Annotated in this window: 23 protein-coding genes; 11 read left to right on the forward strand and 12 right to left on the reverse strand. The window is 67.2% G+C overall.

What is annotated here, in order from left to right:
- Positions 1-46: 46 nt before the first annotated feature.
- Positions 47-556, reverse strand: coding sequence for a hypothetical protein (locus tag A3CU_RS52270; protein WP_156960290.1), 510 nt, complete (start codon positions 554-556; stop codon positions 47-49).
- A gap of 384 nt (positions 557-940) precedes the next feature.
- Here A3CU_RS52270 and A3CU_RS0108720 point away from each other — a divergent pair, with 384 nt between their 5' ends.
- Positions 941-1,840 (forward strand): SseB family protein, encoded by a 900-nt coding sequence (locus A3CU_RS0108720; protein ID WP_027941963.1) that lies wholly within the window; start codon positions 941-943, stop codon positions 1,838-1,840.
- Between the two features lie 2 nt (positions 1,841-1,842).
- On the opposite strand, the gene A3CU_RS0108725 is transcribed toward A3CU_RS0108720, so the two are convergent.
- The gene (locus A3CU_RS0108725) at positions 1,843-3,525 is read right to left on the reverse strand and encodes a right-handed parallel beta-helix repeat-containing protein (protein WP_027941964.1); all 1,683 of its coding nucleotides are present in this window, start codon (positions 3,523-3,525) and stop codon (positions 1,843-1,845) included.
- Between the two features lie 68 nt (positions 3,526-3,593).
- On the opposite strand from A3CU_RS0108725, the gene A3CU_RS0108730 reads away from it, so the two are divergent.
- Complete coding sequence (locus tag A3CU_RS0108730; RefSeq protein WP_027941965.1) at positions 3,594-4,496, forward strand: SseB family protein; 903 nt, start codon at positions 3,594-3,596, stop codon at positions 4,494-4,496.
- A gap of 68 nt (positions 4,497-4,564) precedes the next feature.
- Here the strand turns inward: A3CU_RS0108730 and A3CU_RS43995 are convergent, their stop codons facing one another.
- The 3 genes from A3CU_RS43995 to A3CU_RS0108745 are packed head-to-tail and all read right to left on the reverse strand — an operon-like array spanning position 4,565 to position 7,397.
- Positions 4,565-5,470 carry a 5-oxoprolinase subunit C family protein gene (locus A3CU_RS43995; RefSeq protein ID WP_052371562.1) on the reverse strand — a complete coding sequence of 302 codons (906 nt, stop codon included), beginning with the start codon at positions 5,468-5,470 and terminating at the stop codon, positions 4,565-4,567.
- Complete coding sequence (pxpB, locus tag A3CU_RS0108740) at positions 5,467-6,078, reverse strand: 5-oxoprolinase subunit PxpB (protein ID WP_027941966.1); 612 nt, start codon at positions 6,076-6,078, stop codon at positions 5,467-5,469. Before pxpB ends, A3CU_RS43995 begins: the two co-directional genes overlap by 4 nt.
- Complete coding sequence (locus A3CU_RS0108745; protein ID WP_027941967.1) at positions 6,075-7,397, reverse strand: MFS transporter; 1,323 nt, start codon at positions 7,395-7,397, stop codon at positions 6,075-6,077. Before A3CU_RS0108745 ends, pxpB begins: the two co-directional genes overlap by 4 nt.
- A gap of 207 nt (positions 7,398-7,604) precedes the next feature.
- Here A3CU_RS0108745 and A3CU_RS0108750 point away from each other — a divergent pair, with 207 nt between their 5' ends.
- Positions 7,605-7,841, forward strand: coding sequence for a hypothetical protein (locus tag A3CU_RS0108750; protein ID WP_027941968.1), 237 nt, complete (start codon positions 7,605-7,607; stop codon positions 7,839-7,841).
- Here the strand turns inward: A3CU_RS0108750 and A3CU_RS44000 are convergent.
- The 4 genes from A3CU_RS44000 to A3CU_RS52275 all read right to left on the reverse strand — a co-directional run bounded on the left by A3CU_RS44000 (position 7,834) and on the right by A3CU_RS52275 (position 11,642).
- Positions 7,834-8,727 (reverse strand): 5-oxoprolinase subunit C family protein, encoded by an 894-nt coding sequence (locus A3CU_RS44000; protein WP_043840835.1) that lies wholly within the window; start codon positions 8,725-8,727, stop codon positions 7,834-7,836. The two genes, A3CU_RS0108750 and A3CU_RS44000, sit on opposite strands and share 8 nt — an antisense overlap.
- A gap of 1,318 nt (positions 8,728-10,045) precedes the next feature.
- Positions 10,046-10,282: a hypothetical protein gene (locus tag A3CU_RS0108770; RefSeq protein WP_027941970.1), complete on the reverse strand. Its 237-nt coding sequence runs from the start codon at positions 10,280-10,282 to the stop codon at positions 10,046-10,048.
- Positions 10,279-11,253, reverse strand: a complete 975-nt coding sequence (locus tag A3CU_RS44005; protein WP_052371563.1) for an AraC family transcriptional regulator — start codon at positions 11,251-11,253, stop codon at positions 10,279-10,281. Before A3CU_RS44005 ends, A3CU_RS0108770 begins: the two co-directional genes overlap by 4 nt.
- A gap of 239 nt (positions 11,254-11,492) precedes the next feature.
- Positions 11,493-11,642 carry a hypothetical protein gene (locus A3CU_RS52275; protein ID WP_156960292.1) on the reverse strand — a complete coding sequence of 50 codons (150 nt, stop codon included), beginning with the start codon at positions 11,640-11,642 and terminating at the stop codon, positions 11,493-11,495.
- Positions 11,643-11,872: 230 nt separating this feature from the next.
- Here A3CU_RS52275 and A3CU_RS44010 point away from each other — a divergent pair, with 230 nt between their 5' ends.
- On the forward strand, positions 11,873-15,181 hold the full coding sequence (locus A3CU_RS44010) for a BTAD domain-containing putative transcriptional regulator (RefSeq protein ID WP_084143163.1): 3,309 nt from the start codon (positions 11,873-11,875) through the stop codon (positions 15,179-15,181).
- On the opposite strand, the gene A3CU_RS0108790 is transcribed toward A3CU_RS44010, so the two are convergent.
- Positions 15,178-15,438 (reverse strand): hypothetical protein, encoded by a 261-nt coding sequence (locus tag A3CU_RS0108790; RefSeq protein WP_027941971.1) that lies wholly within the window; start codon positions 15,436-15,438, stop codon positions 15,178-15,180. The two genes, A3CU_RS44010 and A3CU_RS0108790, sit on opposite strands and share 4 nt — an antisense overlap.
- A 202-nt stretch (positions 15,439-15,640) precedes the next feature.
- On the opposite strand from A3CU_RS0108790, the gene vanH reads away from it, so the two are divergent.
- The 4 genes from vanH (at position 15,641) to A3CU_RS0108810 (ending at position 19,467) form a co-directional block, all read left to right on the forward strand.
- A complete protein-coding gene (gene vanH, locus A3CU_RS0108795; RefSeq protein WP_425388228.1) occupies positions 15,641-16,594 on the forward strand; it encodes a D-lactate dehydrogenase VanH in 954 nt (317 codons plus the stop codon).
- Positions 16,587-17,627 (forward strand): D-alanine--(R)-lactate ligase VanA-Sc, encoded by a 1,041-nt coding sequence (gene vanA-Sc / locus A3CU_RS0108800; RefSeq protein WP_027941973.1) that lies wholly within the window; start codon positions 16,587-16,589, stop codon positions 17,625-17,627. The genes vanH and vanA-Sc overlap by 8 nt, the downstream gene beginning before the upstream one ends.
- Positions 17,624-18,232: a D-Ala-D-Ala dipeptidase VanX gene (gene vanX / locus A3CU_RS0108805; protein WP_027941974.1), complete on the forward strand. Its 609-nt coding sequence runs from the start codon at positions 17,624-17,626 to the stop codon at positions 18,230-18,232. Before vanA-Sc ends, vanX begins: the two co-directional genes overlap by 4 nt.
- Before the next feature lie 125 nt (positions 18,233-18,357).
- Entirely contained in the window at positions 18,358-19,467 is a 1,110-nt protein-coding gene (locus tag A3CU_RS0108810) for a UDP-N-acetylglucosamine--N-acetylmuramyl-(pentapeptide) pyrophosphoryl-undecaprenol N-acetylglucosamine transferase (RefSeq protein ID WP_027941975.1), read from the forward strand.
- Positions 19,468-19,629: 162 nt separating this feature from the next.
- Here the strand turns inward: A3CU_RS0108810 and A3CU_RS0108815 are convergent, their stop codons facing one another.
- Both A3CU_RS0108815 and A3CU_RS0108820 read right to left on the reverse strand, forming a co-directional pair.
- Positions 19,630-20,730 carry a sensor histidine kinase gene (locus tag A3CU_RS0108815; protein WP_027941976.1) on the reverse strand — a complete coding sequence of 367 codons (1,101 nt, stop codon included), beginning with the start codon at positions 20,728-20,730 and terminating at the stop codon, positions 19,630-19,632.
- Complete coding sequence (locus A3CU_RS0108820) at positions 20,723-21,418, reverse strand: response regulator transcription factor (RefSeq protein ID WP_027941977.1); 696 nt, start codon at positions 21,416-21,418, stop codon at positions 20,723-20,725. The genes A3CU_RS0108815 and A3CU_RS0108820 overlap by 8 nt, the downstream gene beginning before the upstream one ends.
- 375 nt (positions 21,419-21,793) lie before the next feature.
- On the opposite strand from A3CU_RS0108820, the gene A3CU_RS55100 reads away from it, so the two are divergent.
- The 3 genes from A3CU_RS55100 to A3CU_RS44015 all read left to right on the forward strand — a co-directional run bounded on the left by A3CU_RS55100 (position 21,794) and on the right by A3CU_RS44015 (position 25,786).
- Positions 21,794-21,928 carry a hypothetical protein gene (locus A3CU_RS55100; RefSeq protein WP_281174102.1) on the forward strand — a complete coding sequence of 45 codons (135 nt, stop codon included), beginning with the start codon at positions 21,794-21,796 and terminating at the stop codon, positions 21,926-21,928.
- Between the two features lie 166 nt (positions 21,929-22,094).
- The gene (locus A3CU_RS0108830; RefSeq protein ID WP_043840808.1) at positions 22,095-24,740 is read left to right on the forward strand and encodes an HAD family hydrolase; all 2,646 of its coding nucleotides are present in this window, start codon (positions 22,095-22,097) and stop codon (positions 24,738-24,740) included.
- On the forward strand, positions 24,737-25,786 hold the full coding sequence (locus A3CU_RS44015; protein WP_052371564.1) for a class I SAM-dependent methyltransferase: 1,050 nt from the start codon (positions 24,737-24,739) through the stop codon (positions 25,784-25,786). Before A3CU_RS0108830 ends, A3CU_RS44015 begins: the two co-directional genes overlap by 4 nt.
- Positions 25,787-25,790 lie beyond the last annotated feature (4 nt).

Here is a 25,790-nt window from a genome sequence, read left to right on the forward strand (position 1 = left end):
GCCGTGCGGGACACCGGTGTCGTGGTGATATCAGACCACAGAGCCGTTATTCGGCCTCGAAGCCGCCGCGTTCTCGGGCGAGGGCGAGCCACTCCAGCCAGCTGACCCACTTGGGATCGGTTTCCAGGACGGCTCGTTGTTCAGCCGAGACTTGCGCGTAAGCCGCCAATGCCTCATCGATCTCGCGCGTGGTTACCAGCCACCGATCGTTCGATTCGAGTTTGAATGCGGGAATTCCGGTCTTCCCCGGGACGGTCTGTGACCGCCAGCGGAGGTGGGCCGACGCTCGGTCCGGTTGTGCCTGTTCGTTGTCGGGAGCGTTGGCCAGGATCGTCTCGGTTTCGGGCTCGGCCTGGTAGCCCATCCCGGTAAGCCGCATGTTCTCGTTGATGTCCCTAAAGCGGCGGTACGGGAACTTCGAGGGCCCGCGGCCAAGGAGACGGCAGAGGTTTTCCGCGCAGCCGGGGGCATGCGCGCAGGGTCGGCCGGAACCTTCGCAAGAGTCGAGCTGGTACCGAGCTGCGGCGACGTCGGCCAGTTCCAGATCGATTCCCACCCGGTGATGATCTTGCTTTGTCCGCCCCCGAGGCAAGTCGATTTCCGAGACGAGCGACAACGAGCCCGGAAAGTACGGAGTAGCTACGGAAACGCACGGAGGGCCCGTCGTGGAGCAGTCCTGTCAGGACATTTCTCGGTCGGACAGTGGCGGCGGGCCGGCGGCCGCGGTGAAGGCGGGGTCACCGTGGGCGCGGTAGTGCGGGACCGATACGACCCGCGACCCCGGATCGCGCACGACCGACGGCTGTTGGCGGAACTCCCCCCGTACGATGAAAGTGTCCGTGTCTCCTGGCGGGTTGCGGACTTGCACCGGGTTCCCGCTGTTGACCATCCATCGGGTGGCGCGAGAATCGAAGGCGGGAAGACAAGGAGGAAGTGGCGAGTGGACTACGGATGGCAACCGGCCGACGAGGCCGAAAGCGAGATGCTGGCGGCGTTGAAGGCCAACGACAGCCGGCGCTACGCCCGGCTGTTGCGGTCGGCCACGTTGTATATGCCGGCCCCGCCGGACCCCGGTTCGCCGTGGCCGCCGAGCCTGCCGCTGCCGGAGGGCAACCACGCGATCGTGTTCACCTCCACGGACGGGCTGGACTGGATACTCGGTGGGGTTGTGGAGACCTACACGGAGACCACCGTGGCAACGCTGGCCGAAACCCGGTCGCCCGACACCCAGCTCGTCGTCAATCCGGGGCTGCCGATCGGGGTGTTCCTCGGCCTCGGCGAGGTGGACGATCTGGCCGAGGGCCGGCAGTCGCTGGTGCCCATCGAGGACGTGCAGGACGCCATGGTCGACGAGGTGCTCGCGGAGGTCCGGCGGCTCGCGGTGGCCGAGCTGGGGGGAGACGCCGACGCCGCGTCCGAACTGAAACCGGCCAATCAGCTGGAGGAGCGGCTGCACGATGCGGTGTCGCGTTTGGACTTCGACGAGTTCCTGCTCGCGCTGATCGGGGCGGACGTCGTGCTCCCGGTCACCGAGCCGGTCACCGATCCACAGCGGATCGAACGGGACGACTTTCCCTGGCGCTTCCTCGGGGACGAGGAGTCTCCCGTCGTCCCGATGTTCAGCTCCGAACGCGTCCTCGACACGATCGCGGTCGGGAATCCGCCCCGGATCTCGGTGTCCTTTTTGGACGTCCTGGTGCACTGGCCGAGCAACGACCACGTGCTCTGCCTGAACCCCGGCACCAGCATCGAGCTGACCCTGCCCGGGGACAGCGTGCCGGAGCTGGTGTCCGCCCTGGCCGAGGCGGCCGCCGCCGGTGGGCCGGCGACCGGCGCCTGAGGTCAGGCCGTGCCGCGGACGGCCTCCAGCAGGTCGTCCAGGGTGAGGGTGCGCAGGTCGTCCCGGTCCGGCCGCCGCCCGAGCGTGCGCAGGCGGGACGACTGCGCCTTGCGCATTCGCTCCAGCAGCTTGCGGGCTTCACGGGCGTTGCCGAAGTTCTGGTCGCGCTCGATCTGGCTGAACCATTCCAGCAGCGCCAGGTCGAGGTTGTCGCCCAGCAGGTAGTCGTCGCCGGTGGCGAGGCGAGCGCTGATCTGGACCAGTTCCTCGGGGCTGTAGTTCTCGAAGTCCAGCGTCTTGGCGAACCGCGACGCGAGACCCGGGTTGGCGTCGAGGAATTTCTGCATTTCCCCGGTGTAGCCGGCGACGATGACCGCGACCTCGTCGCGGTGGTCCTCCATCAGTTTCACCAGGGTGTCGATGGCTTCCTGGCCGAAGTCGGCGCCGCCGCCGCTGGACCGGGACAGCGTGTACGCCTCGTCGATGAACAGCACGCCACCGCGTGCCTCGTCAAACACCGACGCGGCCTTTTCCGCGGTGTGCCCGATGTACTGGCCCACCAGGTCGCGCCGGGACACCTCCTTGAACCGCCCGTTGGGCAGGATGCCCAGTTCCTTGAGCAACTGGCCGTAGAGGCGCGCGACCGTGGTCTTGCCGGTACCGGGTGCGCCCGCGAACACCAGGTGGTTGCTCACCGTCCCGACGGAAAGACCTTCGCTGCGTCGCCATTCGTTGACCTGCAACTCGTCGATGAGCCCGCGGACCTCGGCCTTGACGCCGGCGAGGCCGATCATGCCGTCGAGTTCGCCGAGCAGTTTCTCGACGCCCTCGAGGTTTTGGTGGTTGCCGGTCGTCGCGACCGCGCCCACCACGGGCCCCTTCTTGCCCGGATCGGGTTCCCGGACCTCGGTGCGTGCCCCCTCGGCGAGGAGGATCTTCGGCACGGCGGTGTTTTCGATCCGGCAGTCCTCGATCAGGCCACCGCAACCGCGGCCGACACTGATCCCGACGCCCTGGGTGTCGTGCACCCAGCAGGTGCTGATCGTCGGCGAACTCTGGTCCGCCACCGCGATCCCGGCGTCGCCGGTCTGCGAGATGTCGCACCGTTCCAGGCTGGAACCGCCGGCCTGGTACATGTACACGCCGCGGAAACCGCATCCGGCCAAGGTCGAGTGCTGGATGGTGACCCGGGCGCCCAGCCGCAGGATCACCCCGTCGTCCACAATGTCCCGGACCTCGCATCGATCGATCACACCGTCGGAATCCTCCACGAGGATCCCGCACTGGGCACCGGTGACCTGCGTGTTGCGGACCTCGATCCGCCCCGCGCCGGCCACGTCGATCGCGGCCGCGTACCGGGCTTCGGCCGCGCATTCGACGATCTTCGCCTGGCCGCCACGGATGCGGATGGCCGCGTGGTCCGAGGATTTCAGCGTGAGCCCGATGAGTTCGACCTGGCTGTCGGTGGTGGAAAGCGCCGGCTGGTCGGGGAACGGCGAAGTGATCGTGACGCTGCCCGGTTCTCGTGCCGACAGGACGACATGCTGCCCGACGATGCTGATGGGCTCGTCGTAGCTACCGGGCGCGATCGAGATGACGGCCCCTCTGTCGGCGGCTTCGAGCGCGTCGCGGATCGTGGGCAGGGCGCCGCGCTGGTCGGGTGCGACGAAGAGAGTGCGTGCCATGATTTCCGTTGGGGATCGGGGGCTTAGGGTCTATGGATATAGAAGGTACCGCAGGAGGGCAAGAACGCATGGAGTCCGTTTGGCAGCCGGCCAACGAAATCGAGCGTGAACTGGTGCGCGCGCTCGAAGAAGAGGACAGCAAGCGGTACGCGGAGATCGTGTTGTCGGCCCCGCTTTACCTGCCCGTCCTGCCCGAGTCCGGAACACCGGAGTGGCATGAGCTGATGCGCCTGCTGCCGATGGACGATCCGCATGTGATTGCGTACACATCGGCGGAGACGCTGGCGGAGGTGCTGGGACGGTTCACCCGAGGGCATGTCGAGACCACCTACCACGCGATGGCCGCGGGCTGGCCGCCCGAAGCCGGCCTGAGCCTGGCGCTCAATCCCGGCCTGCCGATTGGTTTCGCCGGCTCGGTCGAGGCGATCTACCAGCTGGCCGAGGGCCGCGAATCGCTGGTGGCCATCACCGATCTGCAGGACGCTGTGCTCGCCGAGGCGCGCACCCAGATCCGGCAGGGAGTTCTCGCCGAACTCGGCGGAGGGCCGCCGGAGTCCGCACCGGCCAATCCCCTGGAGAACGAACTGGCCGAGGCAATCGGCAAGCAGGACCAGGAGGGGTACCTGGCGGCGCTGCTGGGTGGTCAGGTCGTGGTCCCGACCACCGAGCAGGTGCCCGGCCCCGCCGCGATCGACGCACCCGGTTTTCCCTGGCAGGTCCGGAAAATCCGGGACCTGCCCGTGATCACCCTGTTCTCGTCCTCGGCGATGATGGCGCGCATCGCGCCGTCGGTTCGGCACAGCCTCGTCGTACCGTTCCTCGGCGTGATCGGGAACTGGCCGGACGACGAGCACGCGCTGTGCTTCAACCCGGGTGCCGACAGCGAGCTGATCCTGACCGGTGACGGCGTCATGGACCTGGTCGGGCAGGTGGCCGAGGTGTTGCAAGCAGAGTCCGGAGCCGGCAGATAGATGCACGAGCCGGCGGCCCGGAAGCCACTGCCGCCCTGGTGACAACGGCTTCCGCGGCTTCCGCGAGGTCAGACCGCGGCCGCCCACGGCACGTCCGTGGCGTGGCGTGGCAGGGAGCGGGGCACGAGGCGGAACGAGACGGGCTGGCCGGGACGGGCCTGGGCCAGCACCGGCAGGTCACCGGACAGTACGACGCCGATCACCGGGTATCCACCGGTCACCGGGTGGTCGGCGAGGAACACCAGCGGCAGGCCCGACGGGGGCACCTGGATCGCGCCCGGCACCATGCCCTCGCTGAGCAACTCGCCGGTACGTGCACGGGTCAGCGGCGGACCGGCCAGGCGCACACCGACGCGGTTGCTCTCCGAGGTCACCTCGTAGGTGGCCGTCGACAAGGTCCGCAACGCTTTCCCGGTGAACCAGTCGTCGCGCGGGCCGGGTATAACCCGCACGATCAGCGCTGTTCCGGCCGGCCCGGGCACCGGCGCGACCGCCACCGCAGGTGGCGGCCCGCACTCGTCCCGGCCGATGGGCAGCACGTCGCCTTTGCTCAGCACCGCCGGCCCCAGTCCCGTCAGCAGGTCCGTGGACCGCGAGTCGAGGACCTTGTCCACGCCGATCCCGCCGCGCACGGCCAGGTAGGTGCGTAGCCCGGTCGACGGCGTGCCCAGCGTCAACTCCGCGCCCGGCCAGACGGTGAACGGAGCGTTCATCGCCTGGCCCGCTCCGTCGCGCCGGATCGGGCACGGCGCGCCGGTCACGACGACTCGCGCCGCCCGCCGGAACCGCAGCACCAGCCCGCCGAAGGTGGTCTCCAGAACCGCGGCACCGTCGAGGTTGCCGACGAGTCGGTTGGCCAGCGCCGCCGACCACCGGTCGGCCGCCCCGGATCCGCAGACCCCCAGGGCGGCCAGCCCCGGACGGCCCAGATCCTGCACCGTGGTCAGTGGCCCCGGCCGCACCACCTCGATCATCGAGCCTCCCGGAAGCGGACGCGAGTACCCGGCCGCAGCAGGGCCGGCGGATGCCGGGCCGGGTCCCACAGCGAGACCTCGGTCCGGCCGAGCAACTGCCAGCCACCCGGCGATGGCCACGGGTAGATGCCGGTGAACTCACCGGCGATGGCGACCGTCCCGGCCGGCACATGCGTTCGGGGCGTGGCCCGGCGCGGTAGGTGCAGTTTCGGGTCCAGCCCGGTCAGGTAGCCGAACCCGGGAGCGAACCCGCCGAACGCCACCGTGTACTCGGCGGCGGTGTGCAGCTCGACGACTCCGTCCCGGCCGAGGCCGGTGTGCCGGCCGGCCTCGGCCAGGTCGGCCCCGTCGTAGTACACCGGGATCTCGATCAGCTCACCGCGCATCGTCTGGGCGGGCACCGGTTCGGTGCCCGCCAGCACTTCGGCCAGGTCCTCGGCCGGGATCACCGTCGGATCGAAGCGCACCAGCAGGGTGCGCGCCGCCGGCACCAGTTCCGTCACGCCCTCGGGGCGAGGATCGGACAGTGCGGAGTACAGGCCGAGCACCGTGTCGATTCCGTCGGTGTCGATGAGCAGCGCCTGATCCCCGCATTGCAGGATGTTCACCGTAGCGCTTCCACCGTCTCCGACGGAACCACAATCGTCTCTTCCGGCGCCTTGCGGCTCAGGGCGACACCAATGCCGGTCGCCACCGCGGTCACCACCACGTAGAGCGCCACCACGACCCACGAACCGTAGCTGGCGAGCAGGGCGGTGAAGACCAGCGGTGCGACGGCGCCGCCGAGCACCCCGGCGAGGGTGTAGGCGAGCGAGCTGCCGGTGTAGCGCAGGCGTTCGGAGAACTGTTCGGTGATCAGCGCGGCCTGCGGGCCGTAGAGCAGGGCGTGGATGGCCAGCGCGACGACCATGCCGACCGCGATCGCCAGGTAGGACCTGGTGCTCGCCATGGGAAAGAAGACGAACGGCCAGACGGCCGCGGCGATCGTGCCCACCAGGTACATCGTGCGGCGGTTGACGCGGTCGGACAGCGCACCCGCAGCCGGCATCAGGAACAGCTGGAACGCCGACCCGATCATCACCGCGGTGAGGCCCTGGCTACGGCTCATGCCCAGCTCACTGGTCATGTAGGTGAGGACGAAGACGGTGAACAGCGAGTACAGGACGTCCGGGCAGATGCGGACCAGGATGCCGGCGATCAGGGCTCGCGGCTCGTGCTTGAAGACCTCGGTCAGCGGGGCCTTCGGCTTCTCGCCCTGCTCGGCGATCTTCTTGAAGACCGGGGTCTCCTCGAGCTTCGTCCGCAGCCACAGGCCGAACAGCACCAGGAGAGCGGACAGCAGGAACGCGATCCGCCAGCCCCAGGACTCGAACGCGGCCGTGGGTATCGTCGCGGCCAGCAGTGCGATGACACCGTTGGCCAGCAGGTTGCCTGCCGGCGGGCCGATCTGGGCGGCGGAGGCCCAGAATCCGCGCTTGTTCGGATCACCGAACTCGCTGGACAGCAGCACGGCGCCGCCCCATTCACCGCCGACACCGACACCCTGCGCGAAGCGCAGCAGCACCAGCAGCGCGGGTGCCCAGCCGCCGATCGCGGCGTGGGTCGGCAGGATGCCGATCAGGAAGGTGGCGACACCCGCCAGCAGGAGGGTATAAACCAGCACCTTCTTGCGCCCGAGGACGTCGCCGAGGCGGCCGAAGACGAACCCGCCGAGCGGGCGCGCTAGATACCCGACCGCGTAGGTGGAGAACGCCGCCATGGTGCCGGCCAGGCTGTCTCCCGAGGGGAAGAACAGCTTGCCGAACAGCGTCGCGGCTGCCACGGAGTAGGCAGCGAAGTCGTAGTACTCGAGGGTGGTGCCCGACAGGCTTGCCACGAACGCGCGGCGCAGGGAGCGCTTGTCCGTGGTCTCGGTTGACTCGGTCATCAGGACGTCCGTCCATTGTAGGGAGTGAGGTAGGTCGTGAAGGTAAGTATTGTTCAACGATCAGTCAATACTTTCAGGGAACATGAGCGAGTGTCTCGAAGCGCTTGGATCGACTTTTCGGTGGATAGTCGCAGGTCGGAACGTCATCCGAGCCGCTGATTAAGTTTCGGTTACACGGCTCGACTCTTGATGAACCGCCAGGCTCGAGTGGACACCCGAGTCCACGGGCTGATGAACCGCCAGGCCCGAGTGGACACCCGAGTCCACGGGCTCGATGCTCAGCACCGTTCTCGAATCGCCAGGCGCGAGCTGGTGCAGTGCGCCGTGCTACGGGCGACCACCAGCCCGCCGGGGAACAAGCTGCAGACGGCCGAGGCTGCGGTTGCCGACGGGCAGGACGCCAGGAACATCTCCCCGTCCTTCGAGGCGCGCATTCTCAACTGAGAAGGGAGAAGCGGATTCGCATGCCAGGCCGCGCCTGGGCTGCCTTGTCCACATCGGACGACACGACGACGGCGATGACGGGGTAGCCGCCGGTAGCCGGGTGGTCGGCGAGCACGAGCGTCGGCCGTCCCGACGGCGGAACCTGCAAGCAGCCGGGCACGACCGCATCGCTGCCGGCTTCCCACTTCTCGCGATGGGCCAGCGGCGGTCCGTCAAGCCGGATCCCGATGCGGTTGCTTTCCGTGGTAACCGTGTACGGACTCGTCAGCAAGGTTTTCAGCGCGGTTTCCGTGAACCATTCGTGGCGGGGCCCCGCAATCACGCGAAGGGTCAACTCGTCACCGGCCGGAATCGCCGGTGGCGTGAAATCGACCGGCGGTGGTGCCGGCGGGGCCGGCCCGATGGGCAGTTCCGTTCCCGGCCGCAGCGGGTCCGGCCCCAGTGCGGACAGGAGGTCGGTCGACCGCGAACCCAGCACCGGCGGCACATCGATGCCGCCGGCAACGGCGATGTAGGTTCGCACGCCGATTTCGCGCCGGCACAGTCGCAGCGTCGCACCGGCAGGCACGGTCAGTACCGTGTTCATTTCTCCTTCGGCACGGCCGATTGTGATCCCGCAAGGCGCGCCCGTCACCGCGACCCTGAGCTCACCACGCGCACGGGCGCTGAATCCACCCCAGGTGACCTCCACCGCGGCAGCCCCCTCGTGGTTACCCACGAGGCGGTTGGCAAGCCGGAGGGAGCCCCGGTCCGCGGCGCCGGAGGTACCGATGCCGATGCTGGCGAATCCGGGCCGGCCCAGGTCCTGGACGGTCGCGAGGGTACCGGGGTTCTCGACGAGGAGGCGACGGGAAAACCGGAACTCGGCGGGCCAACGTCCTGACATCGCTCGTCGTCTCCTCACGGTGTCCGTGCCGCGAGCCAGGCCGTGTTCTGCAAGTCCGGTCTGCATCAACGGCAGCTGAATTTCGACCCATGTCAGTACTTGCCGGTGCCGGGCGGGCCGGGGAAGACCACCGTCCTCTTTGGCGGCAACGAGATCCAGGGTGCCGGGGTAAGCGATGATGTCCCGGTTGAGCCCGCGGGCGTGGTCGAACCCGAGCTTCTCCAACGACTTTCGGCTGGGAAGCGGGCGGCGCGGATGCGGACCTCTCCGCCGTGCGACTCGCGGGCGGCAACCGCGCGTTGCGGACAGGCCACCAGAAATTCCTTGTGGGTTCACCGATTCCGCCCGTGCCCGCCCGGCCGGCCGAGCGGGCACGGGCAACGTGGGTCCTTTGAGTACCCGGGTCGGGTAAGCGATTTCGGCGGTGAGGTCTCGCGCTGTTGCGCTTCTCTTTGGTCGTGGTCGCCATTACGCCACCCCGTCATCGATCTCACTGATGCTCACCCGCCGTCGACAGCGAGCAGAGCGCAGTGACAATGCGGCTTAGGAAGCCACCTTGAGATTCGTCGCCGCTCTTGTCGGTCGCTTGCAGTGCAACCTGGACATGTCGCGTCCCAGTGGTACTGAAACGCGCGAGCGGGGCAGAGGCTTGGCTGCCCCCCTCCGCGTCCGCGGTCTGGGCACGGCAACTACAACGCAGCTGTCGCACGACGTCTCGCGCGAAGTCACGACGCCCGTCTCGTGGTCGATGACGGTCTCCAGGCTCCGGCCGTCTGCGCTACCGCAGGTTTCGCACCGCATCGTCATGCCGGTCAATGTACGGATTGTTGAACGATCCGGCAAGACTTTTGTTGATCCGATTGGCGTACGCGTCGACGACCTGGCTATTTGTGAGCTTCGGTCCGTTTCGGGGCAGTCCTGGCCCGGGTGGACCGACGCTTCCCCACCATGCGGATCCGGAGGAGCCGGCCCCACTCCTCGCGCCGCTTGGTGGCCGTCCGTTTCCGCACGAGGCGGCGGCGTGGGGTGTCGCGAGCCAGTGTCTTTCTGTTGGCGCAAGCTTCACAGGACACCTCTCGCGACGTCACGAGGCCGGTGTTGTAGTCGATCAGGGGCGCCAACAGCCAGCCGTCGTTGCCACGGCTGCCGCAGATCTGACAGGGGGAGGTCATCTCGCTCACGACTTCTCCGTCTTCTCGGGAGTGTGTCCAGTGTGCCCGCCGACGCTTGCGGATCGGAGGCGTCGTCGGCGGCAGAGTTGAGCTGGAACCGCACGTCAGGGGTTCCGCTGGGCCAGGCGTACGGATCGGCTACGGGGTCATTCGAAATACACTTTGGACTTCTGTGGCAGCTGGCGATCCTCGTCGCGGAAGTCTTCGAGATCGGTGATGGTCAACCGGCTGTGCTGGCCGCGATTGTTCACTATGGACATTTCGGATGCGGTGCCGGCCGCGCTGGCAAAACGAAAAACCGCGCGCCGGAGCATCGCTGCGTCCGCCGGTTCAACCGTCGCCCGGCCGGCCAGATCGCGACGCTCCGGAAGCCGAACGCTCATCGGGTGCGAAGTTCCCCGCGCGTTTCGCGAGGGGAACAGCCGAAGTGTTTCCGGTAGGCGTGGCTGAACGCGCTCGGCGAGGTGAAGCCGACGGAGGCCGCGATGGCGGCGATGGTCTTGTTGGCCAAGGCCGGGTCGGACAGCCGAACGCGGGCCAGGCCCAGCCGTTCACCGCGGATCAGTTGGGTGGGTGTGGTGCCCTCGCGGGCGAGCACGGTCTGGATGTAGCGGGCTGACCAGCCGACGGCCGAGGCGATCGCGGTGATGGACAGGTTGGGATCCGTCGCGTGCTTGCGGATGTAGCGCCGGACCTGCTGGACCACCGTGGCCCCCGCCGAAGCCGTGGGCGGCCGGTCCGCTCCGTCCCTGGCCAGGCAGATCAGGTCGACCACCCGGTCGCAGGCCGCGTCGAAGTCGGAGCCGGACAGGTGGTCGCGCTCGCCGAGCAGGCTCACGATCAGCTCCCGGCTCACCCGGCCCAGACCCTTGCCCCCGAACATGCGGTGACCACGGATCCCGTATGGACCAAGCCGGTGCTCGATACGTTCGGGCGGAATGATCAGGGTGAGGGCGGCTGCGTCGGCGGGGTGGGCCACCTTGAACGGGACGTCGATCGAGACGAGGATCATCTCGCCGGGCCGGAGCAAGGACAGGCGGTCGTCCCGCCCGATGTGCAGGTCGCCGCTCAGGGGCACGATGAGTTCGTAGTGGCCGCGGGAGTCGCGGCGGACATCGCGCGCCCGGCGGGTGATGACCTCGGCGTCCCCGGTCCAGGCGATCAGCTGGTACGCCGAGGTGCGCTGGCGGAGCAGACGCGCCCGGTAGTCGTCCACATCGAACTCGAAGTCGAGTCTGCCGTGCGCCTGGCAGCACCAGTCCCGCCACGCCTCCCGCGCCGCGGCGCCGACGGTGGCGCCGTTGCCCACGGTCAGACCGTCCAGGTGGTACATCGTGATCACCTCCGGCCGCATTCGTATCGGAGCATAAACGCGGGGAAGGCGCGTTGACGACAGGACTCTGCGCCGTTACGAATGACGGGCACACCCGTGACCGGTTTCAATGCCTGCATACCAATCGGGTAACGACAAGACGGAGGAAGGCATGCCGCCCAGCATGGTGGAGACCGGAACAACGAGCGATGTCTACTAAGTACGCCCGCTGCTGCCCGGTTCACGATGCGGCTGGACATCGGTGATCGCAGGACTCAGACTCACACCTGGCACCGCTCGGCTTCGCCCACCAGCAGCTCGGTGATCTCGCCGAGGCCATCAGGTGTTGCCACCGCGCGATCGAGCTGTACTGGGAGGTCGAGACCGAACTCTACGAAAGCCGCACGTTGAACCGCATCGGCGAGCTCCACTTTCTCAGGGTGAAACCCGCCAAGCCGGCAACGCGTGGCAGCGGGCGCTCGGCGTCCGGAGAGGAGCCCGGGCTGCAGCGGAGGAGGTCCGCCGCAAGCTCGTCCGGCCGGCGGCGCGAAGCGCTTACCAAGCGCCCTGGGAGAGCGCTATGGCATGATCGATTTCAGTCTGGGGGCACCCGCACGGGTGGTTAGACGTTGGTGCTTTTCCTGACTGAGGGCGTGATCGAATGGCTGTTGGTCGCTACGGACGGCTGGCGGGGATGATCCGGGGGTTCCGGCGTCGTGCCGGTTTCACCCAACGGGAGACCGCGGAGCTCGCCGGCCTGAGTGTCGGCGCGTTGCGCGACATCGAGCAAGGGCGGGTCTCGCGACCGCGTGCGTCGACATTGAGGCGGCTGGGAAACGTCCTTGAGCTCTCCCGTGTCGAGCGCGCCGATCTCATGCGCGAAGCCGAGGACGAGCCGGACGTGGCCGATGGCTTGCGGGTCGAGGTACTGGGACCGCTGCGGGTGTGGATCCATGGGGAGACCGTTGAGCTCGGATCGGAGACACAGCGGCTCCTGTTGGGGATGCTCGCGCTGTCCCCGAACGTCCCGGTGATGCGGGACGCGCTGGTCGAAACGCTTTGGGGCGCACAGTCCGGTGGGGGCAATGTCGATTCCTTGCAGTCCCGGGTTTCCCGGCTTCGCCGGCGGCTGCAGCCAGGCGGGACTGACTCCGAGTCTTACGGGGTGCTGGTCTCCGAAGGTGGCGGCTACCAGTTGACGGTGGCCGACGGACAGCATGACATGCTCATTTGTCGACGGCTCGTGACGCAGGCCAGGCGCGCCCGGGAGGCCGGAGAACTGACCGAGGCGTGCCGGCTTTTCGCCGGCGCGGTCGCGCTGTGGCGTGGCGACCCCTTGGCGGGACTGCCCGCGTTGCAGTCGCACCCGACCGTCGTCGCCCTGGTACGCGACTACCGGACGCTCGTCGTGGAATACGCCGAGACCGCCTGCGAACTGGGGCGGTATCGCGATGTGCTGCCGCTGTTGCAACATGCGGCCGAGGCAGATCCTTTCCACGAAGCAGTCCACGCGAAACTGATGATCGCGCTGGCCGGCAGTGGGCAGCAAGCGGCCGCGTTGAGTGTCTTCGACAGCTTGCGGCGGCGGCTCGTGGAGGAGATGGGCGCCGACCCCGGAGCGGAACTGACCGCGGCCTACCAGCAGGTTCTGCGGCAGGAGGTGTCCGGGCCGGAAACCGCTCCCGTGGCGGCGTATCGGCAGTTACCGCCGGACATCGCCGATTTCAGCGGCCGGGACGAGCAGTTGCGGGAGATCGGCGCAAGCCTGTCGGTCCCGGCTGGTGGCACCGCCGTGACCATTGTCCAGATCGAGGGCATGGGCGGCGTGGGCAAGACCAGACTGGCGATCCACCTGGCGCACCGGTCGCTCACCACCGGCCGCCACGGCGATGTCCAGCTGTACGTGGATCTACGAGGGCATGCGGATCAACCGCCGGCGGATCCGTCGGCGGTGCTGGCTTCCTTCCTGCGGTTGCTCGGTGTCCCCGGAGACCAGATTCCCCCGGGGATCGACGAGCGGGCATCGCTGTACCGGGACCGGCTTTACGGGACGAACGCGCTGGTCCTGCTCGACAACGCGGCCGACGAGAACCAGGTGCTGCCGTTGTTGCCGGCCGGGCCGGCGAATCTGGTGCTGATCACCAGCCGTCGAACGCTGGCGCTCGACGGCGCGCGGACGTTCCCGCTGGACGTGTTCACCCCGGCCGAGGCCGGGGAACTGCTGGCCAGGGTGGTGGGCGCCGAGCGAGTGGCGGCGGAGCCGGAGGCCGCGTCTCGGGTCGTGGAGTTGTGTGGCCGATTACCGCTCGCCGTCGCACTGGCGGCGCGACGGCTACGATCCCGCTCGGCGTGGACGATCGCCGATTTCGCCACGCGGCTCGAACAGGCCGACGACCGGCTGAATGAGCTGGCCGCGGGCAGTCGACGCCTGCGTGCCATGTTCGACCAGTCGTACCAGGCGCTGTCCGGCGACGAACAGCGGGTGTTCCGGCTGCTGGGGCTGCATCCGGGCGAGGACTTCGCGCGGGATTCAGTGGCCGCGCTCGCCGCGCTGCCCCCCTCGCAAGCGCAACATCTGCTGGACCGGCTCGTCGACGAGAACCTGGCCGCGGTCGTCGCGCGAGGGCGTTACCGTGTGCATGGTCTGGTCCGTGAGTACGCCCGCGCCCTCGCGCACGAGATCGATTCTGAGGAGCGGCGGCACGAAGCGCATACCCGCCTGCTGGATTTCTACCTGCGCGAGACGGCCCGGGCGGCGCACCTGCTCACAGTCGGCGAGGAACTGATGCGCATCGAGTCTTCACACCTGCCGAATTCGTCGTCCAGGGACGAGACCTGGCGGTGGCTGGAAACCGAGTGCGCCTGCCTGGTCGGCGCCGCCGAGTTTGCCGCCAGGAACGGGTGGCGAACGCACGCTCGCCGGCTGATCGGCTTTCTGCGCCAGTGCCTGAGCTGGACCGGATGCCACCCGGACCCGGACTGGATGAGGAACCAGGAAAGCGCGCTCCCGGCGGCCCTGGCCGCCGGGGATTCCACGGGCGCCGCGCTGACGCACGAGTTGGCCGCCGCGGCGTGCCTGCATCGCGGGCGGACCGAGGAGGCTCGCGGGCATCTCTTGCTGGCGTTGGAACTTCACCGTGAGGCGGGTTTCAAGTCGTTCGAAATCGGCCCACTGGAAGGGCTGATCGTGACCTGCTCCAGGCTTGGCGAGTTCGCCGAAGCCCTTCGCCACGCCAACCGAGCGCTGACGCTGTGTACGGAGCACGCCCCGCAGCTCGAAGCGACTGTTCTCGGCTCGGTGGGACACGTCTTGACCCTCCTCGGCCAGTTCGACGATGCGATGGGCGTCTTCCGGAAGGCACTCGCGCTATCCCGGCAGGCCGGCAGCGCCGACGGGGAAATCCGCGCACTGGCCGGTATCGGTGACCTGCACCGGCGAATGGGATGCCACACCGAGGCGATCGCCGAGCTGGAGCGGGCGCTGGTCCTGGGCCACGAGGCGGTGCCCATCACGGAAGTCGCTCGTTCACGGCACGTGGTGGGCAACGTCTACCGAGGGCTGAGCCGGTTCGATGCCGCGCTGGCGAACTTCAGCGCGGCGTTGCGGTTCGTGCGCGTGACGGACGCGACGGACGCGACGGTGATGGAAAGCGCGGTGCTGGTCGATATGGGCGCCACCTACCGGGAGATCGGGAACCTCGCACTGGCGTCCGATCTGGTCGACCGGGGCCTGCGGCTGGCGATCGCCCGGCGCGAGCGCTATCAGGAAGCCCGCGCGCTCCACGAACTCGCCGAGCTGCACCGGTGCGCCGCGCGTGTTGAGCTGGCACTGGACCACTGGCGGCAGGCGCAAACGCTGTTCGAAGAACTTGGCACGCCCGAGGCAGACGAGCTGCGTCCGCTCATCGACGATTCCGCTTGGGGTATCGCCTGCGTCGTCGGCACCGAGCACTCGAGACTCGCGGGCTAGTTCTTCACCAAGCCCGCGACGGCGCCGTGGATGTAGTAGCGCTTGAAGCGGAAGAACAGCACGGCGACCGGGATCGTCGACAGCAGGGCCGCGGTGGGCTTATGCGGCCACCGCGACGCAGGCGAGGTGCGCTGACACCGCTCGCGCCCACGTTTCGGGCGCCCAGGGAAACCGGCGGCGATGAAGAAGCCGCCGCGCCGACGGCGGCTGCCGGGAGTTCCTCGTCGGCTCCGGTGACCTTCGTGGACCGTTCGCATGCGCTGAATCGCTGGTAAAGCGCCCTGCGCTCGATGCTACCGGCTGGTAACATGTCGTCGGCATATCGAAAACCGCATACGGGCCGGCAACACCACACTGCCTTGACTGGAAGGCATGACCTACAGCGAACCGGCACGAACGGCGGCCCGCCGCACCCGATCGCTGGCGTCCTCGTTCTCCTCGGCCGTCCCGGCAACGGGAATCACGATTTATGGATGCGGGCCGGACGAGGCCGTCCTGTTCCGAGAGCTGGCGCCTCGCTTTGGTGTGCTGCCGACCATCACCGAGGCCGCGGTATCCGAAGCCAATATCGACCTGGCGTCCGGAAATCGATGCATCAGTGTCGGTCACAAGACTCGAATCACAAACTCGACGCTGCTCGCTCTTGGGCAAGCCGGCGTGCGTTACATCTCCACCAGAAGCATTGGGTTCAACCATATCGATGTGGAATACGCGGAGAGTGTCGGGATTTCCGTCGAAAACGTCACCTATTCTCCCGATAGTGTGGCTGATTACACGTTGATGTTGATGCTGATGGTGGTGCGAAACGCGAAATCCATTGTCCGGCGTGCCGACGTTCATGACTACCGGTTGAACGATGTACGCGGGAAAGAGTTGCGCGACCTGACCGTCGGGATCGTTGGGACGGGACGCATCGGCGCGGCGGTCATGGACCGGCTGTGGGGTTTCGGCTGCCGGATGCTGGCCTATGACAAAAACCCCACGATCTCTGCCGACTACGTTCCTCTCGACGAGTTGTTGCAGCGGAGCGATATTGTGACGCTCCATACGCCGCTCAACGCCGGTACACGCCATCTCCTCCATCGTCGACGTATCGAGGAGATGAAGCACGGCGCTTTCCTCATCAATACCGGACGCGGTTCACTTCTTGATACCGAGGCCCTCGTCTCGGCCTTGGAAAGCGGCAGACTGGGCGGCGCGGCACTGGATGTTCTCGAAGGCGAGGAGGGAATATTCTACGCCGACTGCAGAAACAAGCCCATCGAAAGCAAACCGCTGTTACGGCTACAGCGGATGCCGAATGTGTTCATCAGTCCGCACACCGCCTACTACACAGACCACGCCCTGCGTGACACCGTCGAAAACTCTATTACCAACTGCCTGAAATTTGAAAGCAGGACCCGGCATGGATAGGTTGAAAATCGGAATCATATTCGGGGGTTGTTCCGAAGAACATCCCGTCTCCGTCAAGTCTGCGCAAGAGGTCGCAAAGAGCCTCGATACCGAAATGTATGAGCCGTTCTGGATCGGGATCACGAAGGGTGGTGCCTGGAAGCTTTGTGACGGCCCTGCCGAAGATTGGGAGAACGGAAGTTGTCGTCCGGCCGTTTTGTCGCCGGACCGAAGCTTGCCCGGGTTGCTGGTCCTGGAGCAGGGACGATACGAAACGATCAGCCTGGACCTGGTGTTGCCCGTTCTGCACGGCAAACTCGGCGAAGACGGTGCGATGCAGGGCTTGTTGGAGCTCTCCGGCATCCCCTACGCAGGCTGCGATGTCCAAAGTTCCGCCCTGTGTATGGACAAATCCCTGGCCTACGTCGTAGCGAGCAGCGCGGGAATCGCTACGCCGAATTTCTGGACCATCCCGGCGAACGAGAACATCGATCCCGACCAGCTCACCTACCCCGTCTTCGTGAAGCCGGCCCGTTCGGGGTCATCTTTCGGCGTCAGCAAGGTATCTCGCAAAGAAGAACTGCAGAGCGCCGTGGAGACCGCGCGACGGTACGACTCAAAGGTTCTGATTGAAGAGGCTGTCGTCGGCAGCGAGGTCGGATGTGCGATCCTGGGGAACGATCTTGATCTGATCACCGGCGAGGTAGATCGAATAGCGCTGTCTCATGGCTTTTTTCGAATCCATCAGGAGAGTGACCCCGAAAGCGGTTCCGAAAACTCGTTGCCAATCGTTCCCGCCGATATCTCGGCAGCGTCGCGCTCGCTCGTCCAGGAGACGGCAAAGGCCGTATATCGCGCGCTGGGATGCAGGGGGCTGTCCCGGGTCGACATGTTCCTGAAGGACGATGGCACAGTGGTCCTCAACGAGGTCAATACGTTGCCCGGCCTGACCTCATACAGTCGTTACCCGAGAATGATGAAAGCCGCGGGGTTGCCGCTTGCCGAAGTGATCGACCGGATCGTGTCGTTGGCCTTGACGGGAAAGGTTCGATGAAAGACGATTTCGTCTTTGTGGACGAGTTCGTACCCGGCATACGCTGGGATGCCAAGTATGCCACCTGGGACAACTTTACCGGTAAGCCCGTGGACGGATACGTGGCAAACAGAATTGTCGGCACGAGGGCCTTGTGCGCGGCCCTGGAGAGAGCGCAAGAAAAGGCCGCGTCCCTTGGCTTCGGCTTGCTTCTTTGGGATGGGTATCGTCCGCAACGCGCCGTGGATTGTTTTGTGCGCTGGTCGGAACAGCCGGAGGACGGCCGGACGAAGCGGCGACACTACCCGAATATCGACAGACCCGAGATGTTTGAAAAGGGATATGTCGCCGCCAGGTCGGGCCACAGCCGGGGCAGCACCGTCGACTTGGCGCTCTACCAATTGGCCACCGGTGAACTTGCCCCCATGGGCGGTGCCCATGATCTAATGGATCCAATCTCGCATCATGGTGCGCGAGGAATCACGGCAGTCGAATCGAGAAACCGGCAACACCTTTGCTCCATCATGGAGGACTGCGGTTTTGTCCGGTACGACTACGAGTGGTGGCATTACACATTGAGTGACGAACCCTATCCGGACACGTATTTTGATTTTCCGATCAAATAGTCGAGCCGGCCGGAGACAGGAAAGGGAATGTCGCGTCAGGAATCCGTTTCGACTGGCGTCTTCAGTGTGGACACGGTCATCGCGAGCGTGCTGACCTCCTTCGCCCTACCACGACGGGGGCAGGCGTGACGGCACCACGCATCGTCGTCGCCGGCGGCCATTCGGCCGGGCACATCGAGCCCACGATGAACTTCGCCGACGCGCTGCGCCGGCTGGAGCCCACGGCGGAGATCACCGCCCTCGGCACCGTCCGCGGCCTGGACACCACGCTCATCCCCGCCCGCGGCTACCCGCTGGAACTCATCCCGCCGGTGCCGCTGCCGCGCAAACTGAACCGGGCCCTGCTGCAAACGCCGAGCAGGCTGCGCGACTCGGTGCGAGCAGCCAGCGCGGTGCTCGACCGGGTGCGAGCCGAGGTCGTGGTGGGCTTCGGCGGCCACGTGGCCGTGCCGGCCTACCTCGCCGCCCACCGGCAGGGCCGGCTGATCGTCGTCCACGAAGCGAACGCCCGGCCCGGAGTGGCCAACCGGCTGGCGGCCCGGATGACGACGCACGTGTTCACCGCCGCGCCGAGTGTCCGGATGGCTCATGCCACCGCCATCGGGATCCCGCTGCGGCCGGCGATCACCGGACTCGACCGCGCCGCGCTGCGCGAGGCCGCTCGGCAGCGGTTCGGCCTGCGACCCGACGGGCCGGTACTGATGGTCACCGGCGGTTCGCAGGGCGCCCGGGCGATCAACGCGGCGGTGTCCGGCGCGGCAGCGGCGTTACGGGTGGCCGGCGTGCAGGTCCTGCACATCACCGGGCCGCGGCGCGTGGTCGAGGTGCCGGAGGGCGGCCCCGCCGACCCGCCCTACGTCGTCATCCCCTACGTCGACGAGATGCAGTACGCCTACGCCGCGGCCGACTTCGTGATCTGCCGCTCGGGGGCGATGACATGCGCCGAACTGGCCGCTGTCGGCCTGCCGGCCGCGTACGTTCCGCTGCCGCTGCGCGGCGGTGAGCAGCGGCTGAACGCCGAGCCGGTCGTCGCGGCCGGCGGGGCGCTGCTCGTCGACGACGCCGACCTCGACCCGACCTGGATCGAGACCACCCTGATCCCGGTGCTCACCGATCCCGAGCGGATCGCGGCGATGTCGGCCCACGCGTCGGCGGCAGGCGCACCTGACGCCGACGTCATCCTGGCCCGGCACGTGCTCACCGCGGTCGCTGAGCGGCGCAGGTTCGCCTCATGAGGACTGGGGTGAGTCACATTTTCTGTTCGACGAAAGAGTTGGAAGCACCCAGCCGGGGATGTCTTCGGAGGGAGGTCACCAGCGCGGACCGACGGCCGGACGCGCACAGGGTTCTACCAACGCCGCGGGTACACCGGCCAAACAGGAATATCGTCCCGCTTCCTACGGGACCTGCCCGCCGCGCGGTGACGCGGCGGGCAGTTGCACCGTGACGCGGAGCCCGCCGGCGGGGCAGGGAGTGAGGGTGAGGGCTCCATCGTGTGCCTGGGTGATGCTTTTGACGATGGCCAGGCCGAGGCCGACACCTGCGTGGTCGGTGCGTATGCGCCTGGTGCCGCGCTGAAACGGCTCGACAAGCGTGGAAACCAGATGGGGGCTGAGCTTCTCGCCGGTGTTCTCGACCGTGAGCACCACGCTCCCAGGGTGAACGCTGGTCGTGACCCACACGGTGCCCTGTTCGGGCAGGTTGTGGACGATCGCGTTGTGGACGAGGTTCGTGGTCAGCTGCTGCAGGAGCGCGTGTGAGCCGATGGTGGGTGCCATGTCGCCGGAGGTCTTGATGGTGACACCGCGTTTTTCTGCGAGGGGGAGGAGCGTTTCGGTGGCTTCTTCCGCCATGAGGGACAGGTCGACATGTTCTCGGGTGAAGGAACGTTGGTCGGCGCGGCTGAGCAGGAGCAATGCTTCGGTGAGGTTGATCGCTCGGGTGTTGACGGCGTGGAGGAGGGCGACGAGTTCGCCGGTGTCGCGGTTGGGATCGTTGCGGGCCACGTCGAGAAGTGTCTGCGTGATCGCCAGTGGGGTGCGCAGTTCGTGGGAGGCGTTGGCCGCGAATCTCTGCTGTTCGGCGGCGTGTGCTTCGAGCTGTGCGAGCATGGTGTCGAAGGCGTCGGCGAGTTCGCGGAACTCGTCTTGGCGGCCCGGTAGCCGGATTCGGTGGGAGAGTGATCCGTTCGCGGCCAGGCGGGTGGCGTCCGTGATGCGCGTCAGCGGGGAGAGCATGCCCCCGGCGAGAATCCACCCTCCCACGAGACCGAACACCAGCAGGAACGCCATCGCTGCGGCTGCCTTCGGAGCGAAGGCGCGCAAGAGGTCGTACCGGCTGGGAACACGAAGGCTATAGCCGACGAGCGGACCGCTGGGCACATAACGCAGCAGGAAGTACCACACGACCGCGAGTAGCAAGGCACCTGCGAGCATGAGGAATCCGGCGTAGCTAAGGGTGAGTTTGAGGCGAACGCTCAAGCCTGGGGCTCTATCCACGGTCGCCGCTCTCACGCTCGGTGCCGGGTGCTGTGTGAATGCGGTAGCCGACGCCGGGGACGGTGGCGATGATCCAGGGTTCGCCGAGCCGTTTGCGCAGGGCGGAGACCGTGATGCGCACGGCGTTGGTGAACGGGTCGGCGTTCTCGTCCCACGCCCGTTCCAGCAACTCTTCGGCGCTGATCACACCGCCTTCGGCGGCGACGAGGACTTCGAGCACGGCGAACTGCTTGCGGGTGAGCGCGACGTAGCGTCCGTCGCGGTAGACCTCGCGGCGGAACGGGTCCAGACGCAGGCCTGCGATCTCTCGCACGGGTGGCCGGTGGTGGGCGCGTCTGCGGTCGAGTGCCCTGAGACGGAGTACGAGTTCCCGGAGGGCGAACGGTTTGGTGAGGTAGTCGTCGGCGCCGAGCTCGAACCCGGAAGCCTTGTCGTCGATCCGGTCGGCGGCGGTGAGGATGAGGATCGGCATGCCGCTGCCGGAGGCGACGATGCGTTTGGCGATCTCGTCGCCGGAGGGCCCGGGAATGTCGCGGTCGAGGACAGCGATGTCGTAGGCGTTGATGCTCAGCAGTTCCAGAGCGGTGTCGCCGTCACCGGCGATATCGGCCGCGATCGCTTCCAGGCGCAGGCCATCGCGGATCGCCTCTGCCATGTAGGGCTCGTCCTCGACGACCAACACACGCATGCCCCGATGCTACGAGCCGGCCGATATCGTCGGCATATCAAAAACCTCATATGTGCTGGCAAACACCACGCTGCCTCGACGGAGGCAATGCGGAGGAGATCGGCGGCGGGGGCGTCAACGGTATCGAACGACACCGAATTTCACTTAACGACAGCATTTTCCTGGGATTTGGTCGTCTCTGCCGGCGGAAGGGCCTGGACCACTACCAAGTCCGCCGTTATGGCGCCTGGTACCGGCACACCACCCTCGCCATGCTCGCCCACACCTACCTCGCCGTGACCGCCCCAACAGCCAGGCGGTTGGGGGCATAGCGCCCGAATGTGTAACACCTGACCGGGTGCCTCCGACTGCACATCGTAACCACGGGAGGCCAACTTGAAGAAGACCGCCGCAGCCATTGCCCTGGCGCTCGCCGCCGCCTACTGGATCCTCCGGCTGCGAGCCGCAGACGAGGGCGTGCAGTGGATGCAGCAGCAGCGTGCCGCGCACGACCCGCTCCACAGGAAGTAGCACCTCGACCCGCGGTACCCGCCCGCCGGGCCGTAGGGGCACCGCGATGGCCGACGCGGCATGAGTTACCGGCCGACTTTCTTAAGCGGGTAGTAACGCTTTGACCCGTATGGGTGATACGTGCAATAACACGCTGTGCGCCACTTTGCTCACGAAGGGAACATCCATGCCCGTTTTGCTGGGGGGCACCGGTCACCCGACGCTGGACCGGGCCAGCCGGATGGTCGCGGACAGGTCCTGTTCGGTGCTTTCACTGGATGTGTTCGACACGATCCTCTGGCGCAGGACACCGCGACCGACCGACCTCTTCGCCCTGTTGGGCGCCCGTCTCCAGCGCGACGGCATTTCCCCTGAGTGGATGACCCCAGCCGGATTCCGCCTGGCTCGAATCGATGCGGAGCGGGCAGCTCGGCGCAGGCCTGAATCGTTGGGCAACGAGGTCTCGCTGTTCGACATCTGGCAGCGCATGCCCTTGCCGATCTTCGCCGCTTCCCCGGCTGAACTCGTGCAGGCGGAAGTGGAGATGGAACGAGCTTTCACCGTCCCCGACCTTGATATTGCGGATCTGATCGATCTCGCGCACCGCAGTGGTGTTCCGATCGCGCTGGTCTCGGACACCTACTTCACCGAAGAACAGCTTGCCTACCTGCTCGATCGGCCCGAGCTCCCCGGCCTGCGCGGCGCCCGTGTGTTCCGTTCGCACCAGCACGGCCTGGACAAGGCCTCCGGACTGTGGGAAATCGTGCTCGACCAGCTCGGCTGCCGCCCCGAACAGCTCCTGCACGTCGGCGACAATCCGGTGGCCGACCACGAGGTACCTGGTGAACTCGGCATTCGCACGGTGCACTACGAGCGCGGTGACGAGACTTTCACCGAAATACTCGACCGGGAACGGGAACCGATCGACATCGATGATCCGCTCGGTGAACACCTCGACCCTGAACAGGGTGACTTCGGCCTGACGAGCCTGCGCGCGAAGATTCTCCAGCGGGCGGACCCCTCCGCGCTGACCAGTGTCCGCACGGCGTGGCGGTTCGGGGCGGCGGTCTTCGGGCCGGTGCTGACCGGATTCGCCGAATGGGTCGCGCAGCGCGCCCACGACGCGGGCATCCCGGTGCTCTGGTGCCCCATGCGCGAGGGAACGCTACTGTCCGCGCTGGTCAACAACGCGGCGCAGAGCCGTGGCTGGAAGGTGGAGGCCAAACCGATCTGGCTCTCCCGCCACGTCACCTCCATTGCGGCGCTGGATCCCGCGGATCTCGACTCCCTGCGCACCTTCGTGTGGCAGCGCTACCAGCTCACCGTGCGACAGTTGCTGACCGTGCTGCACCTGCGTCCGGGCGACGTGCCCGTGCTGGGCGAGTTGCTGGACACGGTGCTCGACAACGAACGCACGATCGACACCGTCTGCGCGGCCCTCACCGAGACCGCGCACCTGAAGAACCGCCTGACGGTCACGGTGACGATGATGCGCGACCGGCTGCTCCGTGAACTACGTCGCGCCGGAGCACTGGCTGACCGCGAACTCGCGCTCGTCGACGTCGGCTGGGGCGGCACGATCCAGCACTATCTGGCGCAGGTCCTGCGCGTGGCGAACGTGGACGTCACGCCCACCGGCTACTACCTCGCGACCGACCGTCGCTCCGCGCGCGTCTACCAGGCCGGACTCCGCATCGAGGGCTACCTGAGCCAGGCCGGGCATCCGCACGAGATCGCGGCCACCCTGAGCCGGAGCCCGGAAGCGCTCGAGCAGGCGGTCAACGATCTTTGCGGATCACTGCTCGACTTCACCGAGGACGGCTCTCCCGTGCTGGGGCCGGCGCCGGACTCCGACGGCCAAAAGCTGGAGCGCACCGCCGCGCAGGAAGGAATCCTTGCGTTTCAGGCGGAATGGAACCGCTACGTCACGGCACATGAGGGCAGTTGGCCTGAACTCACTGGCGAGGCGAGGCACCGGCTGGGCAACATTCTCGTCTCCGCGCTGAAGGCCCCTGGCTCGGAGGAGGCGGCGGTCTTCGGGAACTGGGGACACGAGGACAACTTCGGCTCCGCCGCGATCACCCGTGTCATCCCCGAGGACCTCACGCCCGCTGTTCCCTACCTCTCGCCGAACGATCTCGACGACCTCAGCATGCGGGACGCCTTCTGGCCGGCTCTGCTCGCCGCGTCCGATGCCACGCTCGGGACCGCGGCCCGTGCCCTGGCGTACGGCCAGATCGATCCGCGCGTGTTCGAGCCGTCCGGCGACCCTTTCCAGACTCGGCTGGCCTTCCGTACGGCCGACGGTGCATGGCACGACGGCCCGGCCCGCCGGGTCCGTATCAACCACAACGGCCTGTCCTTCGCCAGGCTCGATTTCCGTTCCGCCGGCGGCGATGTCACCGACATCTCGCTGGCGATCCCGGGCAGGCCCGCGCTCGTGCGCGTGGACTGGATCGAAGTCAAGGTGTTCGCGGGCGGCCAGAGCACGCCGCACGTGGTGCGCTGGGACCAGCCGGACGACTTCGCCGGGCTCATCCACGCCGCCTGCCGCTGGCTCGGCGGCAATATGATCGAGTTCGAAGTGGACGAATCGGCGATCTGGCTGCCGGTGGCGAGCCGGGTGGGCCAGCCGGTGAGTTCCGGACAAGTCACCGTCGCGTTCGCCATGCTGCCCAAGTCCAGGACCGGCATGGGGGGCCGGTTGCCCGCGGCCTCCCGCCTCGTCCGCGTGTCGAGCCGGGCCCGCGAGGAGTACAAGGCCCGTGGTCCGGCCGGCCTGGCCGCCGCGATGGCCCGGATCGCCGTCCGCCAACTGAGGAACAGCCGATGAACCCGGCGGCCGCGTTCGGCACCCGAGAGGACCCGCACGCGCAGGCCCGATGGGCCCGGCAGCAACCGCTCCTGCTGCATTCGCTGTCGTGTTTCCGCGAGATCTTCGAGCTGATTTACGCGCACCGCGTGATCTCCACCGTCGTCGAGGTCGGCGCGGAGTCCGGCCAGATGAGCACCTTGTACGCGGAGCTCGGCGCCACCTCGGTGTACTGCGTCGATCCCGCTCCCAACCAGACGCTGAGGACAGCCGTCGCCGGGAACGACGCGCTGCACCTCGTCGAGCGGCCGTCCCCGGATGTCCTGCCCGAGTTGCCTCCCGCGGACCTCTACGTCCTGGACGGCGATCACAACTACGCGACGGTGCGCCCCGAACTGACCTGGGTGCTGGAGCACGCCCCGGACGCCGTGATCGTCCTGCACGATCTCCTGTGGCCGTGGTCCCGGCGCGACCTGTACTACGAGCCTTCCCGCCTGACTTCCGAAGACCGTCACCCATCAAGCCCGGACGGTCCGACGATCTGGCATGACGAACTCACGCCGGCCGGCTTCGTCGGCCTCGGTGCCTTTACTTGCTCCGAGGAAGCGGGTGGGGAACGCAACGGCGTGCTCACCGCTGTGGAGGACGCGCTGGCGGCGGCAGGCGCGGACTGGTGGCTCGTGCTCGTACCGGCGATCTTCGGGCTCGGTGTCGTGGTCCGGGACGAGGGCGGGTCCCACCCCCTGCTCGAGGCTCTCCGGCCGTACACCGATTCGAGGCTGCTGGCAATGCTGGAGAACAACCGGCTCGCGCTCTACACCAGGGTCCTGCAACTCCAGTACGAGGCGGTGGCGCACGCGGCGGACGCAGACGCGCTCGCGAACACGATCGCCGCCCAGCGCCACGAGCTCGACCGGCTCACCGAGCAGGCCGGCCTCGCGCAACGTCAGCAGGCCGAAATAGTGCGGCTGAACAAGGAGAACGAGCAACTGAAGAAGGCCATCGCCGAGCGCCCCGCAGGAGCGATCGACCTGCTCAAGAGCCTCTCAGCTCGGCGACGGAGGTGACCGT

Origin of the sequence: Amycolatopsis taiwanensis DSM 45107 (genome assembly GCF_000519205.1) — a bacterium.
In the GTDB taxonomy this organism is placed as follows: domain Bacteria; phylum Actinomycetota; class Actinomycetes; order Mycobacteriales; family Pseudonocardiaceae; genus Amycolatopsis_E; species Amycolatopsis_E taiwanensis.

Bases quoted from the DNA above. Each gene is read 5' to 3' on its own strand.
- A3CU_RS0108725 (WP_027941964.1), bottom strand. From the start codon at position 3,525: ATGGCACGCACTCTCTTCGTCGCACCCGACCAGCGCGGCGCCCTGCCC.
- A3CU_RS0108730 (WP_027941965.1), top strand. From the start codon at position 3,594: ATGGAGTCCGTTTGGCAGCCGGCCAACGAAATCGAGCGTGAACTGGTG.
- A3CU_RS43995 (WP_052371562.1), bottom strand. From the start codon at position 5,470: ATGATCGAGGTGGTGCGGCCGGGGCCACTGACCACGGTGCAGGATCTG.
- A3CU_RS0108745 (WP_027941967.1), bottom strand. From the start codon at position 7,397: ATGACCGAGTCAACCGAGACCACGGACAAGCGCTCCCTGCGCCGCGCG.
- A3CU_RS44000 (WP_043840835.1), bottom strand. From the start codon at position 8,727: ATGTCAGGACGTTGGCCCGCCGAGTTCCGGTTTTCCCGTCGCCTCCTC.
- A3CU_RS0108770 (WP_027941970.1), bottom strand. From the start codon at position 10,282: ATGAGCGTTCGGCTTCCGGAGCGTCGCGATCTGGCCGGCCGGGCGACG.
- A3CU_RS44005 (WP_052371563.1), bottom strand. From the start codon at position 11,253: ATGCGGCCGGAGGTGATCACGATGTACCACCTGGACGGTCTGACCGTG.
- A3CU_RS44010 (WP_084143163.1), top strand. From the start codon at position 11,873: ATGGCTGTTGGTCGCTACGGACGGCTGGCGGGGATGATCCGGGGGTTC.
- A3CU_RS0108790 (WP_027941971.1), bottom strand. From the start codon at position 15,438: ATGCGAACGGTCCACGAAGGTCACCGGAGCCGACGAGGAACTCCCGGC.
- vanA-Sc (WP_027941973.1), top strand. From the start codon at position 16,587: ATGGATAGGTTGAAAATCGGAATCATATTCGGGGGTTGTTCCGAAGAA.
- vanX (WP_027941974.1), top strand. From the start codon at position 17,624: ATGAAAGACGATTTCGTCTTTGTGGACGAGTTCGTACCCGGCATACGC.
- A3CU_RS0108820 (WP_027941977.1), bottom strand. From the start codon at position 21,418: ATGCGTGTGTTGGTCGTCGAGGACGAGCCCTACATGGCAGAGGCGATC.
- A3CU_RS0108830 (WP_043840808.1), top strand. From the start codon at position 22,095: ATGCCCGTTTTGCTGGGGGGCACCGGTCACCCGACGCTGGACCGGGCC.
- A3CU_RS44015 (WP_052371564.1), top strand. From the start codon at position 24,737: ATGAACCCGGCGGCCGCGTTCGGCACCCGAGAGGACCCGCACGCGCAG.